This is a genomic window from Olsenella profusa DSM 13989 (assembly GCF_030811115.1).
GTDB classification, from domain to species: Bacteria; Actinomycetota; Coriobacteriia; order Coriobacteriales; family Atopobiaceae; genus Olsenella_F; species Olsenella_F profusa.
This window is the reverse complement of the sequence record NZ_JAUSQK010000001.1, coordinates 1,126,917-1,147,649: the sequence shown is the minus strand read 5'-3', so window position 1 is coordinate 1,147,649 and position 20,733 is coordinate 1,126,917. Positions and strand designations below refer to the sequence as shown.

At 62.8% G+C, this 20,733-nt stretch carries 15 protein-coding genes and 2 pseudogenes; 6 read left to right on the top strand and 11 right to left on the bottom strand.

Annotated features, from left to right (window positions below; translation table 11 throughout):
- Window positions 1-59: 59 nt before the first annotated feature.
- The 5 genes and pseudogenes from J2S71_RS05245 to J2S71_RS05225 form a co-directional block, all read right to left on the bottom strand.
- Window positions 60-254, bottom strand: a complete 195-nt coding sequence (locus J2S71_RS05245) for a hypothetical protein (RefSeq protein ID WP_307389107.1) — start codon at window positions 252-254, stop codon at window positions 60-62.
- 1 nt (window position 255) lies between these two features.
- Window positions 256-1,020, bottom strand: a complete 765-nt coding sequence (locus tag J2S71_RS05240) for an ATP-binding protein (RefSeq protein ID WP_307389105.1) — start codon at window positions 1,018-1,020, stop codon at window positions 256-258.
- A 379-nt stretch (window positions 1,021-1,399) separates the two neighbouring features.
- Window positions 1,400-2,476, bottom strand: a pseudogene (gene istA, locus J2S71_RS12275) (IS21 family transposase); the annotation flags it as partial.
- A gap of 90 nt (window positions 2,477-2,566) precedes the next feature.
- Window positions 2,567-3,790: an IS21 family transposase gene (gene istA, locus J2S71_RS05230; RefSeq protein ID WP_307389313.1), complete on the bottom strand. Its 1,224-nt coding sequence runs from the start codon at window positions 3,788-3,790 to the stop codon at window positions 2,567-2,569.
- Window positions 3,791-3,939: 149 nt separating this feature from the next.
- Window positions 3,940-5,364, bottom strand: a complete 1,425-nt coding sequence (locus J2S71_RS05225) for an IS3 family transposase (RefSeq protein ID WP_307389310.1) — start codon at window positions 5,362-5,364, stop codon at window positions 3,940-3,942.
- 445 nt (window positions 5,365-5,809) lie between these two features.
- On the opposite strand from J2S71_RS05225, the gene J2S71_RS05220 reads away from it, so the two are divergent.
- The 5 genes and pseudogenes from J2S71_RS05220 (at window position 5,810) to J2S71_RS05205 (ending at window position 11,467) form a co-directional block, all read left to right on the top strand.
- Window positions 5,810-7,405 carry an ATP-dependent nuclease gene (locus J2S71_RS05220; protein WP_307389306.1) on the top strand — a complete coding sequence of 532 codons (1,596 nt, stop codon included), beginning with the start codon at window positions 5,810-5,812 and terminating at the stop codon, window positions 7,403-7,405.
- Window positions 7,347-7,766: pseudogene (locus J2S71_RS12270) on the top strand (UvrD-helicase domain-containing protein); the annotation flags it as partial. The gene J2S71_RS05220 and the pseudogene J2S71_RS12270, both read left to right, overlap by 59 nt.
- A 110-nt stretch (window positions 7,767-7,876) precedes the next feature.
- A complete protein-coding gene (locus J2S71_RS05215; protein ID WP_307387982.1) occupies window positions 7,877-9,466 on the top strand; it encodes an IS3 family transposase in 1,590 nt (529 codons plus the stop codon).
- A 162-nt stretch (window positions 9,467-9,628) separates the two neighbouring features.
- Complete coding sequence (locus J2S71_RS05210) at window positions 9,629-9,790, top strand: helix-turn-helix domain-containing protein (protein ID WP_021727219.1); 162 nt, start codon at window positions 9,629-9,631, stop codon at window positions 9,788-9,790.
- Window positions 9,791-10,372: 582 nt separating this feature from the next.
- The gene (locus J2S71_RS05205; protein WP_040652467.1) at window positions 10,373-11,467 is read left to right on the top strand and encodes a DNA cytosine methyltransferase; all 1,095 of its coding nucleotides are present in this window, start codon (window positions 10,373-10,375) and stop codon (window positions 11,465-11,467) included.
- Here the strand turns inward: J2S71_RS05205 and J2S71_RS05200 are convergent.
- Complete coding sequence (locus tag J2S71_RS05200) at window positions 11,444-12,550, bottom strand: restriction endonuclease, SacI family (protein WP_021727173.1); 1,107 nt, start codon at window positions 12,548-12,550, stop codon at window positions 11,444-11,446. The two genes, J2S71_RS05205 and J2S71_RS05200, sit on opposite strands and share 24 nt — an antisense overlap.
- Window positions 12,551-12,870: 320 nt before the next feature.
- A complete protein-coding gene (gene guaA / locus J2S71_RS05195) occupies window positions 12,871-14,463 on the bottom strand; it encodes a glutamine-hydrolyzing GMP synthase (protein ID WP_307389300.1) in 1,593 nt (530 codons plus the stop codon).
- A gap of 554 nt (window positions 14,464-15,017) precedes the next feature.
- On the opposite strand from guaA, the gene J2S71_RS05190 reads away from it, so the two are divergent.
- A complete protein-coding gene (locus J2S71_RS05190; protein ID WP_307389297.1) occupies window positions 15,018-16,418 on the top strand; it encodes an LCP family protein in 1,401 nt (466 codons plus the stop codon).
- Between the two features lie 33 nt (window positions 16,419-16,451).
- On the opposite strand, the gene ychF is transcribed toward J2S71_RS05190, so the two are convergent.
- Genes ychF through J2S71_RS05170 form a run of 4 tightly spaced genes read right to left on the bottom strand, consistent with a single transcriptional unit; the run spans window position 16,452 to window position 20,676 of the window.
- Entirely contained in the window at window positions 16,452-17,516 is a 1,065-nt protein-coding gene (gene ychF / locus J2S71_RS05185) for a redox-regulated ATPase YchF (protein WP_021727258.1), read from the bottom strand.
- Between the two features lie 39 nt (window positions 17,517-17,555).
- Window positions 17,556-18,845, bottom strand: a complete 1,290-nt coding sequence (locus J2S71_RS05180) for a 4Fe-4S binding protein (protein WP_307389292.1) — start codon at window positions 18,843-18,845, stop codon at window positions 17,556-17,558.
- A 56-nt stretch (window positions 18,846-18,901) separates the two neighbouring features.
- A complete protein-coding gene (locus tag J2S71_RS05175) occupies window positions 18,902-20,233 on the bottom strand; it encodes a pyrimidine-nucleoside phosphorylase (protein WP_307389289.1) in 1,332 nt (443 codons plus the stop codon).
- The gene (locus J2S71_RS05170) at window positions 20,230-20,676 is read right to left on the bottom strand and encodes a cytidine deaminase (RefSeq protein ID WP_021727232.1); all 447 of its coding nucleotides are present in this window, start codon (window positions 20,674-20,676) and stop codon (window positions 20,230-20,232) included. The genes J2S71_RS05175 and J2S71_RS05170 overlap by 4 nt, the downstream gene beginning before the upstream one ends.
- Between the last annotated feature and the right edge of the window lie 57 nt (window positions 20,677-20,733).

Below are 20,733 nucleotides of genomic sequence, written 5' to 3'. Positions count from 1 at the left end.
GGGTCCGGGCACGAAACTTTTGCGGGTTTGCGCACGGACCCGCCGACCCTTGCAACCTCCTAGAACGGGACCTCGCGGACGCCGGGGTCCGGCGGCGCAGGGGGCCCGGTCGGCCCCAGCTCCTCCGGGTCCGCGACGCACTCGGGGCAGTCGAAGCCCCTGCAGAGCGTCACGACGTCGTGGTGCTCCAGCACCCAGTCGTCGAGGTCCCAGATGGGGCACGAGGCGCGGCGCGCCCCGGGCTTCTCCCTCACGTCACTCGCCTCCCTTCCCGAGCATCAGCGAGTTCTCCAGCCTGTGGCTGGGCCCGCCGAACTCCACGAGCCTGCCGTGGCGCGCGACCCTGTCGACGATCGCCGCGGCCAGCTCGTCGCCCGCGAGGACCGTGCCCCACCTGGAGAACTCCACGTTGGTGGTGAACACGATGCTCCGGCACTCGTGGCTGTCGGATATGACCTGGCAGGGCGGCCGCGCGCCGTCCACGTCGAAGGGCACGTGGCCGAACTCGCCCAGGATCACCAGCCGGGCCTTCGCGACGTCCGCGAGAACCCTGTCGAGCGTGCCGTCGCGCTTCGCCTTCCCGAGGGCGAGCACCAGCCGCGCGGTCTGGTAGGACCGCACGGGGGTGCCGGCGGCCACGGCGGCCGTGCCAAGGCCTATCGAGGCATGCGACTTGCCCCTGCCCGTCTTCCCGAAGAACACGAGGTCCTCCGCTGCGTCCACGAACGAGAGGCTGCGCATCTCGTCGGCGCCCCAGCCGTCTGGGAGCCTGACGTTGGGCCAGTCGAAGCCCCCGAGCGTCTCGGGGACGGGGAACCCCGCCTGCCTGAGGAGCCGCCCGCGCTTGGCGCGCTCCCTGTGCGACAGCTCGTCCTCGAGCAGCGACGTGCAGGCGGCGAGCTGGCCCGGGGTGGCCCTGCCGAGGAACGCGTCTATGGAGTCGCAAGATATGAAGAGCGCACGCGCGCACGCGCGGAGGAGGCCCTCGGCCTCCGACCTCTGCCTGCTGCCAGGCTGCATCGCCGGCGCCCCCCTCCACCAGCCCGAACGCGCGGTCGTAGGCCCCGAGGTCGACGTCCTCGCCGTACTCGCGGCGCGCCTCCCCCGAGGCGATGCGCGCCGCGGAGAGGCCGACGGTCGCGGCGTCTATGCCGCCCGTCGCGGACAGGGACTCGGCCATGGCCTCGACGGCGCTGGCGAACCCGTGGGCGCCGGCCTCGTCCCTGAGGATGCGCAGGTCGCGCCCCGGGCCCGGGGCGTCCTCGCCGTCCAGGTGTGCGACGAGCTCGCCGGGCAGGGACATCCTCACGATGCCGTCGCGCCAGCCGGCGGGCCTCATGCACAGCAGCTTGAGCTGCAGCATGGGGTCCGACGAGTCGGCTGGCGCGTCGCCCCACTCCCGCTCGTAGGTGGCGACCACCTCGCCGGTCTCCTGGTCGACCACCGTGACGTCGAAGGCGCCGAGCGCGACGTTGGCCTCCCTGCGGGCGTAGGCGGGGCCCGCGGAGTAGCGGTGGACGCCGCCCATCGTGAACACGCCCTGCCTGCTGCACCTGCGGACCTCCCACCTCGCGCACGAGAAGGCGGCGGGCGGCAGCTCGCGCAGGGCGGCCCTGTCCTCCTCGAACAGCTCGGGCTCGGGGGTGCCGAGGCGGTAGTGGGGCTTGTCGCTCATGTCCAGGCAGTCCGCGAGCAGGCGCCGGTCGAAGGCCCTGACGTCGTGGAAGCTCGGGACCGGGACGAAGGCGTCGCGCCTGTGGCAGCCGACCTCGTTCTCGACGTTGCCCTTCTCGTTGCCCGAGTAGGGGTCGGCGAGGGCGTGGTCGAGCCCGTAGTGGGCGGCGAACAGCCTGAAGAGCTCGCTGGTGCGCACCTCCCCGCACACCCTCCTGCCGACCTCCGTCGCGTTGTCGAGCACCGCGCGCGCGGGCACGCCGCCCACGAACGCGAGGACGCCCGCGAGCCCCTCGCGCACGCACTCGGCGGCCTCGCCCCAGAAGACCTGCGTGAGGCCCACGTCGGGGTGCGGGAAGCTCACCGCGAGGCAGTGGCCGCGCGTGAGCGCGCCCCTCACCCCGGAGTCCGCCTGGCCGAAGTCGACCTGGCACTCGCCGGCGAGCCAGTCCAGCTGCAGGAAGCCCTGGGCGTCCCTCTGGTCCGCCTCGCGGGCCATCTCCCCGCGGCGCCTCCTCACGTACCTCTGCACAGTCGAGTACGACCCGTCGTAGCCCTCCTCGTCCCTCAGACGCACGTACACGCGCACGGCCGTGTGGCGCTGCCTCCTCCAGTGCCTGGCGTCGTCGGCGAGCCACCTGTCGATGGTGCCGGCATAGGGCGCGAGCAGCTCGCTCTCGCCCCCCGTCCTTCTGGGCGGCTCCGGCGACAGGTCCTCCATGTCCCTGTGCTTGCGCACCGTGGGCTCGGACACGCCGGCGGCTCGCGCGATGTCAGCCACCGAGACGCCTCTCCTCCACATCCTCCTGATGTCCTCGATCTTGTCCACGCCGATCATCCTCTCTTGGCCTCCTCGTGTCGAAAACGGACGCATCGACAAAGGTAGGCCACATCAACGGGTGGTCGGCGTGCCCATGCACACATGCGAAAGATTTTCGTGCTCAGACAGCAGCTTGAGCTGCAGCATGGGGTCCGACGAGTCGGTTGGCGCGTCGCCCCACTCCCGCTCGTAGGTGGCGACCACCTCGCCGGTCTCCTGGTCGACCACCGTGACGTCGAAGGCGCCGAGCGCGACGTTGGCCTCCCCGCGGGCGTAGGCGGGGCCCGCGGAGTAGCGGTGGACGCCGCCCATCGTGAACACGCCCTGCCTGCTGCACCTGCGGACCTCCCACCTCGCGCACGAGAAGGCGGCGGGCGGCAGCTCGCGCAGGGCGGCCCTGTCCTCCTCGAACAGCTCGGGCTCGGGGGTGCCGAGGCGGTAGTGGGGCTTGTCGCTCATGTCCAGGCAGTCCGCGAGCAGGCGCCGGTCGAAGGCCCTGACGTCGTGGAAGCTCGGGACCGGGACGAAGGCGTCGCGCCTGTGGCAGCCGACCTCGTTCTCGACGTTGCCCTTCTCGTTGCCCGAGTAGGGGTCGGCGAGGGCGTGGTCGAGCCCGTAGTGGGCGGCGAACAGCCTGAAGAGCTCGCTGGTGCGCACCTCCCCGCACACCCTCCTGCCGACCTCCGTCGCGTTGTCGAGCACCGCGCGCGCGGGCACGCCGCCCACGAACGCGAGGACGCCCGCGAGCCCCTCGCGCACGCACTCGGCGGCCTCGCCCCAGAAGACCTGCGTGAGGCCCACGTCGGGGTGCGGGAAGCTCACCGCGAGGCAGTGGCCGCGCGTGAGCGCGCCCCTCACCCCGGAGTCCGCCTGGCCGAAGTCGACCTGGCACTCGCCGGCGAGCCAGTCCAGCTGCAGGAAGCCCTGGGCGTCCCTCTGGTCCGCCTCGCGGGCCATCTCCCCGCGGCGCCTCCTCACGTACCTCTGCACAGTCGAGTACGACCCGTCGTAGCCCTCCTCGTCCCTCAGACGCACGTACACGCGCACGGCCGTGTGGCGCTGCCTCCTCCAGTGCCTGGCGTCGTCGGCGAGCCACCTGTCGATGGTGCCGGCATAGGGCGCGAGCAGCTCGCTCTCGCCCCCCGTCCTTCTGGGCGGCTCCGGCGACAGGTCCTCCATGTCCCTGTGCTTGCGCACCGTGGGCTCGGACACGCCGGCGGCTCGCGCGATGTCAGCCACCGAGACGCCTCTCCTCCACATCCTCCTGATGTCCTCGATCTTGTCCACGCCGATCATCCTCTCTTGGCCTCCTCGTGTCGAAAACGGACGCATCGACAAAGGTAGGCCACATCAACGGGTGGTCGGCGTGCCCATGCACACATGCGAAAGATTTTCGTGCTCAGACCCGAAAGACTTCGGTGCTCAAACCCGCAACTGAGAGGCTATCAAACACATCCGTAGAAGAACTCTATCTTCAGCCTTCCGAAGAACCCTTCCGCCCTCGCGTTGTCGGGACTGCACCCCTCCCTCGGCATCGACCTCACGATGCCGTGGTCATCGCATATCTTGATCCACTCGGGCCAGCGGTAGTGGCAGCCTCGGTCGCTGTGCCCCTTGGGATGCTCGCCCTCCCTGAGCTGGGCACATGCGCCCATAAGCGACGAGTTCGCCATCTCGGCGTTCGGGGAGGTCGATATCGTCCAGCTTATCGGCATGCCGTCGAAGCAGCCGATTATCGGGGAGAGGTAGGGCTTGCCGGCGGGGATACGGAACTCCGTGACGTCCGTCACCCAGAGCTCGTTCGGCTTCTCGGACTTGAGGTGGTGCTTCCCGCGCTCGTCGCGCAGCAGGTCGTCCGGCGCCTCGGATGCCTCCCCCTGGTAGGAGCTGTAGCGGCGCTTCTTCTTTGCGGTGCGGGCGACGAGGCCCTCCTTGTCCATGATCGTCCGCACGGTCCACCCCCCAGCGCCCGTCTGGGCGACGATCCTGCGGTAGCCGTGCGTGCCGCCGCTGTCGTCGAACGCTTTGATGACGGCGGCCCTCGACTCGGCGCGCTCCGCGCTCCCAGGTCGTACCAGGGCGGCAGCCGCGTATTCATAGCTGCTCTTCGCCATCTGCATCAGCGCCAGCAGGTCCTTGAGCCTCCACTTCGGACGCAGCGGCGAGGCTGTCGCCGCCCTTTCCGCGTTCGTCAGCCGGTTCGGGTCGGTGCCCGGTTCTTTTTTTAGGATCTCGAGCGTCGCCTGGCGCACGTCTATCTCGAGTTGAAGCTTCCTGACCCGCGCCCTCAGGTCGGGCTGCATCCTCTCTAGCTCGCGAATGCCATCCGGCAGATCATCGTAGGGCTTGCTCGCGGGGACCCCTTTCTCTTCGGGGTTCCCCTCATTGTGCCCCAGGATCTCTCGCCGCCAGGCATAGGGTGCGACGCGGGACACGCCGTGGCGCTCGGCAACCTCGGCGGCACTGCCGGCCCGTGCCTCGAGCTCCGCCACGGCCCGCGCCTTCGTCTCCATCGGCAGAGCGCCCTTCTTGGGATTCGGCCCGCGGCATTTCCTCTGGCCGGGCGCGAGCCCGTCAATCCAGGTGCCGAGCATCTCGCGGCTTGGATGCCCCATGGCCCCTATCGTCCGTGTGAGGCTTTTTCCGTGCTCCAGGTAGTAGTCAACAGCCGCCTGCTTCTTCTCGTCGGGGCACTTCGGCTTGCGGCAGCTCTTCTCCAGGAACTCGTCACCGTGGAGCTGGTGCTCCTTCCACCACCCGCGCAATGCCGAAGTGGTGGGATGGCCCAGCTCAGCAACAGTGTCCGCGTAGCTATGGTCGAACCTGGCGAAGGTCTCGATGGCCTTCCTTCTCTGCTCCTTGCCGTACATCTGCGTGTTCCTCCCGGTCCTGCCTTGGTCCAGGATTTCCACCGCAGTCCCTTTGCGTCACTTCTTAGTGAACATCAACACCGATATTCCGGTGGGCGCCGGGAACGCGTTGCGTGGCATCTGGAGGATGTCGTCTCTCATGGGGTGGCCTACCGTCCTCTCGTCTTGCATCTGGTGCCCTCGGGTCGCAACGAGGCCCAAGGAGTCTCGTCCTTTCGACGGGACAAGCAGAGAGATACCTGTTGGGGGGCGCGTGCGCAAAGCCACACGGGACGTTAGGCCACGCTAAAGCTCGCTAGGTTGCGGACTGATGAAAAAAAGAGCGGCGGGGGTCTGCCGCTTTCCGCTCTCAGACACGCAATGCAATCGTTTTGAACGATAATGTTTGTACTTACAAACTAATTAACAACACCTGCTTTGCGTAGGTGCAAGGGACAGCAGAACAATGAAAATTACATCCATCCGCATAAACAACCACAGCAGGATTCCCAACTGCACCATCGATGTCAGAGACAACTTGATATTGGTAGGAGCAAATGGCAGCGGAAAAAGCTCAATCATAAGGTGCATAGATCTGGCGCTTGGCAAGACAACACAGCAGCTGTATTACTCCATCGACAACTCTGACTTCGAGGACGAGGAGCAACCTTTTGCTGTTGAAGTTAGGCTAGAAGGGCTCAGCGAAGATGAGTTGTCGTTTTTTCCAGATGATTACGATGCATTAGACAACTCGTTGACTGTTCGCATGGAAGCTACTCTGGACAAAGACGATCTCACGATTAGGCGATACTTTCCAAAGGGCGCTGGCGATAATAATTTAAGGCGAGAGCAGCTTGAGAGCATCGGATGGAGCATGATTCCTTCCGATTTTTCAACCACTCAACTTGAGCCAGGTAGGAAGACCATCGTAGACGACTACCTCAAAGAGGTGGATGCCTCTGGAGATGAATCGAAATTAGCTGAGGCCATCAAGTCTCTCAGTGATGCGATTGACGGATCAGATGCCTTCAATGAAGCATTGGGTTCCCTTGCAGATCAGCTTGACCCCGTGCTCGACGGAGGCATTACGGCAAACAAGCTTCACTTCGTCCCCGAAGCCGCAATCAATGGGGATCTGTTGAATAACGTCCGGCTTCAGATTGAGGGCAGGTCTGGAACTGCTCGCCAGGCGACAGAACAGTCTGACGGCACCAAAGCCCTTATCGCCTTTTCCATCTTTGGCCTGCTTAATTCGGGCGGGATGATTGCCATTGATGAGCCGGAAACCCACTTGCACCCATTGGCCCAGAGAAACTTGATACGCATTCTGAAGAGTACGGGGCGGCAGCTTGTCATAGCCACGCATTCTGGGGTTGTTGCTGGCGAATTCGAACCCGACAACATCGCGGTTACTCGCGAAGGGTTTTCTCCCGTGCAGCCGAAGCGAGGTTTCCTCGCGGGTCAAGAAGATCAGAAGACTCTTGCAAGGTGGTGGATAAGCAGCAGGATTGAGCTTCTGACGGCGAAACAGATTATAGCGGTCGAGGGGCAATCGGATAGGATGCTGCTCGAAAAGGTAGCAGGGAACACGGGGTGTCATCTTGAAAGAGACGGTATTGAAATCCTCGAAGCCGGTGGATGCAGGGAGATGCCGCATGTCTTAGAAATCTTTGGAGAAGACGGGTTCTGCCTCCAGATCAGCATCTTGGTTGATGAAGACGCTGAAGAAGATATGGCCAATGCGTTAGGAGCCAATAAAGAAGACCTAGCGTCAAAATTTGTTTATGTATCAAGGCGTGATCTTGAGGAGGAGTACGTAGCAGCTATTGGTGCGGATAGCCTATGGAAGGCATTGGGGGAATCGAGCCTGTTCACGCAAAACATGCTGAATACCTGCACCATCTTAGATGACTCGGGAAAACCCAATGAAGATGAACTTGCAGAGTTCTGCAGGCGTAAGAAAAATAAAATTCTCAGTGCTGTTGTTGCTTGCAAGTTGCTAGATGAGGCCTCTGCACAACGGGTTTCCAGTGTCATCGAGGTGCTCCGAAATGCCATCTAATTCTTACGGAGCTACTGATGAGCAGCAGGAGATTTTCGATTACGAGCCTTATGGCATGGTGATTACCGCGCCTGCTGGGTGCGGTAAAACCGAAGCGCTTGCCTACAGGGCAAAAGGCCTCCTTGAGCGATACGATTTTTCAGGGAACGGGAGAAGGCTGCTTATTGTCTCCTTCACCAATCAAGCTCGAGACAATATTAGCGAGAGGCTTAGAAAGTACATTGATACCAAAACGCTAAGAGAACACGTTACCGTATGCAACTTCCATGGTTTGGCCGCACGAATCATAAAAGCGCACGGAGGCGTTGTGGGCATAGACAAAACCTGGGAAGTTGCCGGCTTTGATTGGGTTAGAAGGAATGCTCAGACGCTGAATTGCAATAAGGAAACGCGAGAACAAGTTGAAGCCGCTTTAAAATCCGCAAAGCTCACTCGGGGCCGGTACCGGAAATCCGTACCAAACGATGATGTTTGGAGGATGGCGTGTACTCCCTTGAGCAGAGGACAAGAGCGGTCGAGCTCTATATCAAGTATGGTTTTAAAGCCACGGCTACGATACGCGAGTTGGGATATCCAAGCCGGGCACAGCTTGTAGGATGGTATCGGGAATGGCAGGACAACGGAGGCGCGCTCAGGGGGCGCAACCTAGAACGCTACTCAGAAGGGCAAAGGCGGGCCGCCGTCAACCACTATCTGGAGCACGGCCGCTGCAACGCCTATACGAGACGCGAGCTGGGATACCCCGGAAGTACGCAAAAGCTCAGAGAGTGGATAGACGAGCTGGCACCTGGCGAGAGGCGGACAGCCGAGCCCAGGACGTTCACTCTCGAAGAGAAGCAGAAAGCCGTGACAGCGCTTGTCAGACGAGCCGGAAGCGCGCAACAGATCGCCGACGAGGTCGGCTCCACGCGTTGTACCCTCTACAAGTGGAAGCGAGAGCTATTGCCTGAGAAGGAGCCCCCGATGCCCGACACAAGCAACGCCGTCTCAAATGGCGCGTCCGACGCCGGAGCCGCCAGAGCGGCTCCCGTCACGCAGACAGAAATAGATGCCCTCGAGGCCAGGAAGGCCGAACTCGAGAAAGAGCTGCGCCAACTCGAGCTCAAGCGCGACATCCTGGAGGGCGCCCTCGAGATCCTGGGAAAAGGGACGGGCGCCGACCCGGCAAACGAGCTCACGAACAGGGAGAAGACTCTGCTGATTGAGTCGCTGCGCCCCAAATGGAGGCTGTGCGAGCTTCTCTCGGCGCTCGACATGGCCCGATCGAGCCACCAGTACCAACTCTCGGCCATCGCCGCCGGGGACAGGGACGCCGGGGCGCGGGAGCTGGTCTGCGCCGTCTTCAACGCCAACGACGGCGCCTACGGAAGGCGCCGCATCCACGACGAGCTCGAGGCACGAGGACATGTCATCGGCGAGCGCAGGATAGGGCGAATAATGGCTGAGGAGAAGCTCGAGGCGCACGGCAAGGCAAAGCCCGGGAAGGCCTACAGCTCCTACAAGGGCGAGGTCTCGGAACACCCCGGCAACAAGGTCTGCCAGGACTTCGAAGCCGGACTTCCCAACTTCCTATGGCTCACCGACGTCACGCAGCTCTCGATACCGGCCGGCAAGCTCTATCTGAGCCCGGTTTTGGACTGCTTCGACGGCGCCATCGTAAGCTGGACGACCTCGACCTCGCCCAACGCCGAGATGGCCAACTCCATGCTCAAGGCGGCTTTGGCCACTACGACAGACGAGGAGCGCCGCCATCTCGTGATCCATTCGGACTGCGGCTGCCACTACCGCTGGCCCGAGTGGATCTCCATCTGCGAGAAGGCCGGCATCATGCGCTCCATGTCGCGCAAGGGGTGCAGCCCTGACAACTCCCGCATGGAGGGCTTTTTCGGCACCATGAAGGTCGAGATGCTCTATGGCAGGGACTGGGCGGGCGTCACGTTGGATGAGCTCAAGGAGAGGATAGACGCCTATATAGAGCGTTACAACAAGACGAGGATCAAGCGCTCGCTGGGCTCGATGAGCCCCCTACAATACAGGCAGAGCTTGGGCCTCGCAGCCTAGCAGCAAGGTACGGAAAAGCGGTACCGGCCCCCTCTGCTCAAATCATCTTGACAGAACACAATATCGGATAATGGTTCCGAAAGTCGCGAGAATGCCGGGGCGGAGATACTGGGGTCTGCCGCCCCCTCGACATCCGAGGCGAGCGACCTGCCCGACGGCCTCATGGACGCGCCGCAGGTCGCCAACTACCTGCACGTATCGAAGACGTCGGTCTACAGGCCCATCGAGCGGCAGAAGATTCCCGCCATAAGGATCGGGAGACTGCTGCGCGTCAGGAAAGACGAGCTAGACGAGACGCTCCGCGCCATGGGCAACGACATCTGATCGGGAATCCCATGGCTGCGCGCCCCCTTGCGAGAGAAACTCGCCACATCGCCACAACCCCAGGGCTCGACGCCCCCTCGCGCTCGCCTCGCCGCCTGCCGTCCCGCGCTGATTGCGGGGAGGACGTAAGGCGAGCAACCGAAGGGGTGATTCGGCAATGACAGCAGCCAAACAGACCAAGCTGCAGGTTCCTCTCAAGGACTTCTAAACCATCCAGGACGTGGTAGCGCTCATACAAGTGAGCGAGAACACAGTGCGCGACCTCGCGTACCGGGAACTGGACCCCCCGCCGTTCAGACGGCTCTTCGCGTCCGTACAGCAAGTGGCCTAATTGGTCCGTACACGTCCCCATAGACACTTGCTTTCGTCCGCCGCTTGCTACCCCGGCGCGGCATGGAGGGAGTCTCCCAACAGGTCGGCTCCCTCCGCTCAAAACGCCGCGCACGAGGGAGCCCCCGTAACCCCTAGCAAAACGATGATGTCCGCGCGGTGGGATACCATTACCACACACGCGGGGAGCACATGTTTGTAGAATTGTCCTATCTTCAGAATTCCGCCTACAGGCTCAGGAAGGGAGTACGTATGCCAAATAGCACGCGTCTCAGCGGCATCTCTCTCTTCTCTGGAGCAGGTGGCATGGATATCGGCTTCACATCTGCAGGTATCATTCCCGTTTTTGCAAATGAGCTTGATGAAGATGCCGTACAAGCCTATACGTCCAATCCCTCCTACCTCGACCCGTCGGTAATGCATCCCGGAGATATCTATGGTCTCCTTGAGGAGGTTGAGGGGTTTTCGAACGTCGACGTCGTCTATGGCGGCCCACCTTGTCAAGGCTTCTCCGTTGCCGGAAAGATGAATCCCGATGACGAGAGGAGCCGTCTCATCTGGGTCTTCATGGACGTTATCCGTAGGACCCGGCCGAAGATGTTCGTTATGGAAAATGTGAAGGCTCTCGGTTCGCTCTCCAAGTGGAGTGACGTACGCAAGAGACTGGTCAGCGAAGCAAATGACCTTGGATACGGCAATTCCTTCTTTATCCTCAACGCAGCAAACTATGGCGTCCCGCAAGCACGGGAGAGGTTCTTCTTCATCGGTATAAGAGGTGCATCTTCCGATTCCGTAAGATCACATATGGAAAGGTCTCTTGAGGCGAGACTGACCCCGGGAAAGACGGTGCGCGAAGCCCTGAGTTTCCTTCCTCGATTCGGCATGCCAGGGAATTGTGAGGGGAGCACTGCAGAGCTTCATCTCGCGAAGAATCCGATACTTCGCAGAAGCCCCTATGATGGCTCGCTTCTCTTCAACGGGCGCGGACGCCCCATGCGACTCGATGTGGTCGCCAAGACGCTCCCGGCTCAGATGGGCGGAAACCACACGCCCATCATCGACCAATCCCTGCTTGAAAACCCCTTAGGCTTCGACTGGGTTGCTGACTATCACGACAGGCTCTTGGCAGGTTCAACTACCCCACAGGAGGCTGAGGGGAACATCCCGCCAACACTGAGAAGGCTCAGCATCGCAGAGGCCGCGGCTCTCCAGACGTTCCCTGCCGACTATCGCTTCTCAGGCAAGAGGAACAAACGGTATCGACAGATTGGGAATGCCGTACCTTGTGAACTCGCCCGCACCGTGGCCGAAGCAGCAATCGAATCACTTGTGAATCTCGTTGATTAGGTTACGCAGTAGCTGTCTCGCTGGATTGGCCGTCTCGGTGCCGACCTTGGCATCGTCGATGTAGGCAATCAGCGATTTGCGAAGGTCATCGAGTGGTACGCTCGTGAGCGAAAGCAGCGTCGAATCCAATAGTGACTCGAACGACAAGCACACCGCAATTACCCCTCGGTCCGCAAAGTCCGAGTAGTCCTTCTCGGTAAACACCTGTCCAGGAGCCCCCGCCTTGTAGCCGTAGACAAACGCAAACCGACTCCATCCATCGTCAAACGCAGAGTTAGCGTATTCGTATACCTCATGAGGATTGAAGGGCTTGTCCTTAATCTCGAGAGTGGCAAACCGTTCAGTAGCGTAGTAAAGGTCGAGATCGCCATGCCCTGAACAAGAAGTATTAATCTGATACAGAACCGGGACAAAAACCTCGTCGAGCGCCATCTTGAGTAGCGTTCCCACAGCAAGGCCCAATCCCTCGCCCTCTCTTCCAATTTGAGCTAGCTCTCTCCAGAATTGCCTGGTCCTTGCGCATGAGACAATGTCTCCGGAAAGCTCTGGGAGAGGCTCCTCCTTTACAATTTGGGCTATCTGCCCTTTGCAGACATACAAGTAGTAGCGGATAGCCGCAATCGCATCCTCGGAGGAATCAATCGTAGACAGCGCGTCAATCAGCTCGTCTCTTAGGGCAATGTCGCTTGGTCGCGTGTGGTTGCTCTTGCTAAGCTCGGGTTTTTGGGCCGGGGAGCTATTGTACGGCTGCTTGCTTCTGCCAAGAATGCCCAGAAGGACATTCTTCTCGAATCCGCCCCGCGTAATGACCCCCTCGCAGAGATTGCGGGCATCCCAGGCTCCGGGGAGTACGCTCGACGCTTTCATGGCAAGGATGTTGACTTTATCATCGACGGCCTTACCAAGAAGCTGGGTCAGCAGGATGTACTTGTACGTCTTTGCCCTGTCGTATACCAACACGTGGTCAATGCACTTTGAAATAAGGCACTCTGGGGGCGAGCCGAGCATAAATACCTCGTCCCAAAGATCATTGAGAAGCGTATTCCCCTTGCTAACAAATTCCTGATTCACTGTGATGCTCATGCTCGCCTCACTCCCCTCCCAAATCCGTTTTGCAGTAGAGTCGATTCTACTGCTCGGGCAGAGGCTTTGACCTGCATGAGTACCATTTGAGTACCAACCGTTCTCTCGCTAGACCAATTCGAGGCTCCCGTGAGTACCAGTCGCGATTCCGCTGATCTCACTTCTATAGCCTGAACTGGTCTTTATTCGACACGCCAGAGCCAATTGAGCCAACCGTCCCTCCACTGGCTTGCAGGTTCACAAACGCAAAAAACGGTGCACCTGGTAGACCACAGCCAACCAAGCACACCGTAAAATCAACCTCACGATAAAGTGCTGAACTATTCCCACTCGATCGTCGCGGGCGGCTTGGGCGTGATGTCGTAGACCACGCGGTTGACGCCCGCGACCTCGCCCACGATGCGCCCGCTGATGCGCCCGAGCACCTCGTAGGGCAGCTTCGCCCAGTCTGCCGTCATGGCGTCGCTCGACTCCACGGCGCGCACGATGACCGGCCGCGCGTACGTGCGCTCGTCGCCCATCACGCCCACGCTCCTGATGTCGGGCAGCACGGCGAAGTACTGCCAGCAGGAGTGCTCGCTGTTGCGCTCGCCCGTCTCCTCGAAGAGACGCTCGTTGTACGCGTCCAGCTCCTCGCGCACGATGGCGTCCGCCTCGCGCAGGATGTCCAGCTTCTTGGGCGTCACGCCGCCGATGATGCGGATGGCCAGGCCCGGCCCCGGGAAGGGTTGGCGATACACCATCCTGTCCGGAAGGCCCAGGCTCACGCCCAGCTCGCGGACCTCGTCCTTGAAGAAGTGGTCCAGCGGCTCGATGAGGTCGAAGTGCACGCCCTCTGGGAAGGGAATCAGGTTGTGGTGGCTCTTTATGGTCGAGGCCTTTCCGCCCGTCTTGCGCGCGCCGCTCTCGATGATGTCCGGATAGATGGTGCCCTGTGCCAGCATCTGCACGTCGCCGATCCTCTGTGCCTCCTCGAAGAAGACCTTCCAGAACTCGCCTCCGATGAGGCGCCTCTTCTGCTCGGGGTCGCTCACGCCGGCAAGCAGCCGCGCATAGCGCTCCTCCGCATGCACATGCACCAGCGGCACGTGGAACTGCTCGCGAAAGACCTCCTCCACCATCTCGGGCTCGCCCTTGCGGAGCAGCCCGTGGTTCACGAAGACGCAGGTGAGCTGGTCGCCGACGGCGCGATGCACCAACGCCGCCACCACGGAGGAGTCCACGCCACCCGAGAGCGCGAGGATGACCTTCCGCTCCCCCACCTGCCTGCGGATCTCGGCAACCTTCTGCTCCACGATGCTGTCCATGATCCACCTGGGCGCAAGGCCGGCCACGTCAAACAGGAAGTGCTCGAGCATGGTGCGACCGTACTCGGTGTGGCGCACCTCGGGGTGGAACTGCGTGGCATAGAGACCCCGCTCCGGGCACTCCATGGCCGCGATGAGGCACACGTCCGTCGTCGCCGTAATCGTAAATCCCTCAGGCACCTGACTCACGGCATCGCGGTGGCTCATCCACACGATCTGTTCCTCGGGCGTCCCATCCAGGATGCGCGAGACGCCCCGACGACGCAGCGTCGCCGGACCATACTCGCCCTTGTCGGTGTGTCCCACCGCACCCCCCAGCGCGGTGGCCATGATCTGCTGGCCATAGCAGAAGCCAAAGACGGGAACGCCCAGTCTCAGCACGCCAGGATCGATCGTAGGGGCATCCTCGGCATACACGGACGCGGGGCCTCCAGAGAGGATGATGGCCGAGGGGCGCAGGGCGGCAAGCTCCCCGGCAGGAATGTCGCAGGGAACGATCTCGGAGTACACATGCAGGTCGCGGACGCGTCGTGCGATGAGTTGCCCGTATTGGGCACCAAAATCGAGCACGGCAACAAGCTGCTGAGTCCCCTGGTTCTGCTGCATGGAAGGTCCCTTTCCGTCATGCGCTGGCATACGATTCATCGCTCCTATCATGCCATTTCGCACCGCCATTGCAGGGCGGAAGCGACACAGAGAGATGCTTTGTTCATCGGGCGTGGAGGGATGCCCGCCCTCGACCTCCTGTGGACGACCGGCCCCTCCGTGTGGATGCGATGCTCCCTCATGTGGGTGCTCTTCGCTGCGTGTGGGTGTCTTTCTCCCAAAGTCATTTTCTCTGAACTGGGGATCTGTCGATCCCTCCCGGGAGAAAAGCACCCACAGCAATCAAAGGGCGCCCACACGCAAGCGAATGGCACCCACACGCAAGGACGAACGGGCATGGGCCTGGGAGACGGGCCGACACGGTCGACGGACGGCGCCGCATCGGCAAGCTTCATGCCAGCTCAGGTGGGCCCCAATATGAACTTCGTGCGGTGTGGGGCGGACACCTCTATCATATGCATGTTAGGTATGACATAAGCAGCTTCGGATTCTGCCAGCTTGGCGTTCACGGAGGTAGCCTCTTGGCACGCACCGAAAAGAGTTTCACGCACCTCATGGATGATGCGCATTCCCTGTCGCGTCGAAGCGCCCTGTCAGGATCGCACTATGCGCGCAAGCGCCGCAAGGCAATCCACGGTCGCATCGTACGCAATGCTGCCATCGCACTTGCCGTGCTGGTCGTCGTGATTGCCGCGGGCGCCTTTGCCTGGCTCCACGCCATCAACTCCAACCTCAACGAGGGCATCGACGACAACCTCAAGAGCACCCTCACCCCCACGGAGAGCGGGCAGCCCTTCTACATGCTGCTCCTAGGCGTGGACAAGGACGAGGAGCGCGCGGACAGCGCCGACTACGGCGCGGATGATGGCGCCTATCGCTCGGACTCCATCATGCTCGTTCGCATCGACCCGCAGAACAAGAAGGTCACGTTGGTCTCCATCCACCGCGACACGGCCGTCACCATGGACTCGTATGGCACGCAGAAGATCAATGCCGCCTACTCCTTCGGTGGGCCCAGCTACGCCACGAAGGTCATATCGAACTTTGCGGGCGTCAACATCTCGCACTATGCCGAAGTGGACATGGACGGCATGGCCAAGGTGGTGGATGCCGTGGGCGGTGTGACCGTCGATCTGGGCGTCCCCGTCAAGGATCCCAACTACACCGGTCTCGACCTCCCCGCAGGCGAACAGACCCTCGACGGCGCCACGGCCACCCTGCTCTGCCGCGCACGCCACGCCTACGACAACTACGGAGACGGTGATGCCTATCGCGCCAAGAACCAGCGTGCCGTCATCACCGCCGTGGCCCAGAAGGTCCTCGCAAGCGACCCTGCCACCATGGCCAACACCGTATCCGCCATGGCCGAGATGGTTCACACCGACATGGACGTGAGCTCCATCGTCTCGCTCGCCGCCCAGTTCAAAGGCATGGACACCGACAAGGACATCATGAGCGGCATGGAGCCCACGACCTCGCACTACACCAACAACACGTGGTACGAGATCTGCGACACGACCGCGTGGAAGACCATGATGCAGCGTGTTGACCAGGGACTGCCCCCCTATGAGAATGGCAGCGAGGATCCCACGGCAGGCGTCGCCGCCTCATCGAGCGATGAGGCGGCCCAGTACGAGAACACGGAGTCCACCAGCTCGGGCAGCGAGACGACCGCAACGTATACGGGAACCGTACAGGTACTCAACGCCACGACCACGAATGGCGCCGCCGCCACGGTGGCAGGTCGGCTCACCCAAAGGGGCTTTACGGCCACGCCGGGCAGCTTGGGACGGACGTCCACGACCACCAAGATCATCTATAACGGTCAGAAGGGCCATGCGGCCGCCCTCGGCGTCGCCGAGACCCTGGGCGGCACCATAACGCCTGAGGAAAACGATGGCACCTACAACACATCAAGCGACGTCATCGTCATCTTGGGAACGGACACGTACTGAGGGAGAATCCGGCACGGATGGGCAGGGGCGCCCCTACACGTTGAACAAGAACTCCATCACGTCACCCTCCTGGACCACGTAGTCCTTGCCCTCCATGCGCAGCTTGCCCGCCTCACGAGCGCCGGCCTCGCCGCCCAGGGTGACGTAGTCCTCGTAGCTGATGGTGTTCACCTTGATGAAGCCACGCTCGAAGTCAGAGTGGATCGTACCGGCCGCCTCGGGCGCCTTGGCGCCGATGCGTATGGTCCACGCCCGCACCTCCTTGGGGCCGGCCGTAAAGAAGCTCTGCAGCCCCAGCAGGCGATAGGCCGCCTGGGCCAGCGTCTCTAGGCCGCTCCTCCTAAGGCCAAGGGATGCCAGGTACTCCGTGGCCTCATCGGCGTCGAGGTCCGCAAGCTCGGCCTCCACCTCGGCGCAGATGGGAATCGGCGCCTGCCCGTCCAGCGGCGCGGGAGTCCCGGCCACCTTGTCCTCATCCACGTTGGCCACATAGAGCAGGGGCTTCATGGTGAGCAGGAAGAGGTCGTGCGCAGCGGCGCGCTCCCCGTCCGTCATGTCCAGCTCGGCCGCACGATGGCCCTCGTTGAGCCACCCCTGCAGGCGCTTGGCAATGGCAAGGCGCGGCTGGAGTCCCCTGTCACGCTTAGCATCCCTCTCGAGCTTGGACACAGAGCGCTCGAGCGAACCGAGGTCGGCCAGGATGAGCTCGGTCTGGATGGTGTCCGCATCGGCATCGGGGTCGACGCGCCCATCCACGTGCACCACGTCGGGATTGGAGAAGTAGCGCACCACCTCGCAGATGGCATCGCAGCTGCGGATGTTGGCGAGGAACTGGTTGCCCAGGCCCTCCCCCTCGTTGGCACCCCTCACCAGACCGGCGATATCCACGAACTCGACGGTTGCTGGGACGATACGCGCGGGATGCACGATGTCGGCCAGCCTCTGTAGCCGGTCGTCCGGCACGTCCACGATGCCCACGTTGGGATCGATGGTCGCAAAGGGATAGTTGGCCGCCAGGCCACCCCTCTTGGTGAGGGCCGTGAAGAGGGTCGACTTGCCCACGTTGGGGAGGCCCACGATGCCGATGGAAAGTGCCACGTTCTCATCTCCGTCTGTCCAAGGACGTCTCGCATCCCGTTAGCTCGCCCTGCCCTCCAGGCTATCGAGCACGCGCCGCGCCTGCCTCTTGCCCGTGCGCGCAGCCTTCTGAAGGGCCGCCCGCCGCCGCTCGGCCTCGCGCCTCCTGCGCTCGGCATCCTCGTCGCGCACCACCAGCTCGCTCGGGTCGCAGGGATGCAGGGCGAGCGCGTCCTCCGGACACACCACCACGCATGCCCCACAGTTGACGCAGTAGGCCGCCTGCACGGAGAAGTGCCCATGAGCATCCAGGTCGCAGGCGTTGGTGGGGCACTCCCTAGCACAGTCCCCGCACATGGTGCAGCGCGTGGCGTCACAGGCGGGGACCTCGAGGCGCATGCGACCCGCGAGGGCGGGATGGTTCTGCACCATGCCCAGCACGGCCTTGCGCTTCTGCGTGAGGATGCGACGACGGCTGGCAAAGGTCTTGTCGCCCACCGCCTGCTCAAGGTGGCGCTGCATCCTGTAGAGCTGGTCAGCATGGTTCCTGATGTGCTTGGCGATGGCCTGTGCGCCCGAGAGCGCGGGGCTTGCCGCCGACACGGTCGTACGACCGGCACGGGCGATGTCGGCCATGAGCTGGGCCCGCTTGTAGGCGCGGGTCTGCTCGTGATTGAGCGCGCTGGCATCCACCTCGAGGCCGACGGAAGCCTGCGACCACTCCTCCGCCGTCGCGATCTCGGTGGTGTAGGCCTCCTCGCCCGTGGTGTTGCGGCAGCGGTCACAGATGCCCAGCGGTAGGTACACGTTCACGTTGTCGTGATCCGCGAGCACCGAGAACCACAACTCGCGCGGTACATCGCCCACACAGGGCAGCACGACCTCGTTGTCGCGGGGCATGCGCCCGAGCCTGCCCAGGGCACGCGTGCAGGTGACATAGCACTGCTCATGTGAGCCGGCGGCGCGCACGATCCGCTCGAAGAGCTGGTTGGCCATCACCCTCTGCACGATGAACGACTCTGTGGGACACGTCATCACGCAGAGGCCGCATTTGCGGCAGGTGTCCCCCACGCGGACGGTGGCCTTCTGGATGTCGATGGCATCCACCGGACAGATGTCCTGGCACCGGTGGCAGGCATCATAGGACCGCTCCTCGCTCACGAGCGAATGGGCCGTGCACTGCAGGCAGAAGATGGAGTTGACGCGGGGCCTCTCCTTGTAGGAGGAGGGGTCGAAGCGCTCCTGGTTGGGATCGAGGACGTCGCCGATGCTCCCCAAGGGGTGAGAGACGGACGACCAGTTGTCACGGATGTCGATGAGGTCATCTATCATGTCATGCCGCTCGGCCATGCCCCTCCTCTCCCCAGGTCCAATCGAGCGCCCATTCTAGCACGCGCGCCCCTGCGCTACGCCCCGGCACGCCCCACACCATCGATCGTCACGCGCGCGAGGAAGAGGGGGACGGGCCGAGGTTGCTCCGCACGGATGTCGAATGCCGCACGCAACGCGTGCTCACCCTCGTCGAGCAGCCGGTCGTTGGCGGCATAGAGCGTTGCCAGCACATCGCCCTCCTCCACGACGGCACCGGTCTTTGCAGAGAGCACGATGCCGGCGGAGTGGTCGATGGTATCATCCTTGGTGGCACGCCCCGCTCCCAGCGCCACCGAGGCGAGGCCACAGCGCTCCGTGTCCATGGCATAGAGATAGCCGCTTTTGGTGGCACGCACCTCACGGCTCGCGCGAGGCCGGGCGAGCCGTCCGAAGGCATCATCCAGAAGGGACGCATCGCCACCCTGGGCAGCCACCATCTCCTTGAGCTTGTGGAAGCCCTGACCATTGTCGATCTGGTTGCGCGCGAAGCCACGACAGCCCTCTATGGTACCCAGCCCCGCGAGGAAGAGCATGTTGGCGGCAAGCTCCACGCAGATGTCCGTCAGATCGCGCGGCCCCTCACCCTTGAGGGTGGCCACGGCCTCGGCCACCTCGAGGGCGTTGCCGATGCAGGTGCCCAGGGGACGACCCATGTCCGTGATGAGGGCAACGGTGGGCCTGCCCATGCCCTCTCCGATGGCGACCATCTCACGGGCGAGGGCGATGGCGTCATCCACGGTCTTCATGAAGGCACCGGAACCACATTTGACGTCCAGCAGGATCCTGTCGGATCCCGCCGCGATCTTCTTGCTCATGATGGAGGATGCGATGAGCGGCGTGCTGTCCACGGTGGCCGTAACGTCGCGCAGGGCATAGAGCTTCTTGTCCGCAGGTACGAGGTTGCCGGTCTGGCCGATGATGGCGCAGCCCACCTCGCTCACGATGCGCTCGAAGCGCGTGCGGCTGATGTTCACGGAGAGACCCAGGATGCTCTCGAGCTTGTCCAGCGTGCCCCCGGTATATCCCAGCCCCCGCCCGCTCATCTTGGCGACCCTCACGCCCAACGAGGCCACGATGGGTGCCACCACCAGCGAGGTCTTGTCACCAACGCCACCGGTGGAATGCTTGTCCACCTTGATGCCGGGGATGCTCGAGAGGTCGATGACGTCCCCGGAGGCAAGCATGGCGCGCGTGAGGTCAACCGTCTCGCGCTGCGTCATCCCCTGGAAGTAGATGGCCATGCAGAGCGCCGAAGCCTGATAGTCGGGAACGTCTCCGGCCACGTAGCCCTTGACGAAGAAGCGAATCTCCTCACCGGAGAGCTCGCCGCCGTTGCGCTTCCTCTCTATGACATCGTACATCCTCATGAGACAGTCCCCTCCTCCTCAAACGCCTGCCGCAGGTCCTGGGGGCCAAAACCGTCCGGCAGCATGTCCTTCAGGAGCATGACCCTCAGGTCGTCCGGCGAGCGTCCCAAAATCACGCGAAACGTCTCGGGATCGCAGAACTCCTGCATCACCTGACGGCACACGCCGCAGGGGGCACACCAGCGAGTCGCGGGACGCCCGGCGGCACCACCCACGACGGCGATGGCCACGAAGTCGGTGCTGCCCTCGCTCACGGCCTTGAAGAAGGCCGTCCGCTCGGCACAGTTGGTGGGCGTATAGGCCGCGTTCTCGATGTTGCAGCCATGCCAGATGGCCCCCTGGGCGTCCAACAGCGCCGCGCCCACCGAGAAGCGCGAATACGGCACGTAGGCATGATCGCGCGCCCTGAGTGCCTCCTGAACCAGTTGGGCATCGCTTGCCACGCTGTCACCCCCCTCATGACGGATGCGCCCCCACCCCAGCCGCGGTGCACATGACTT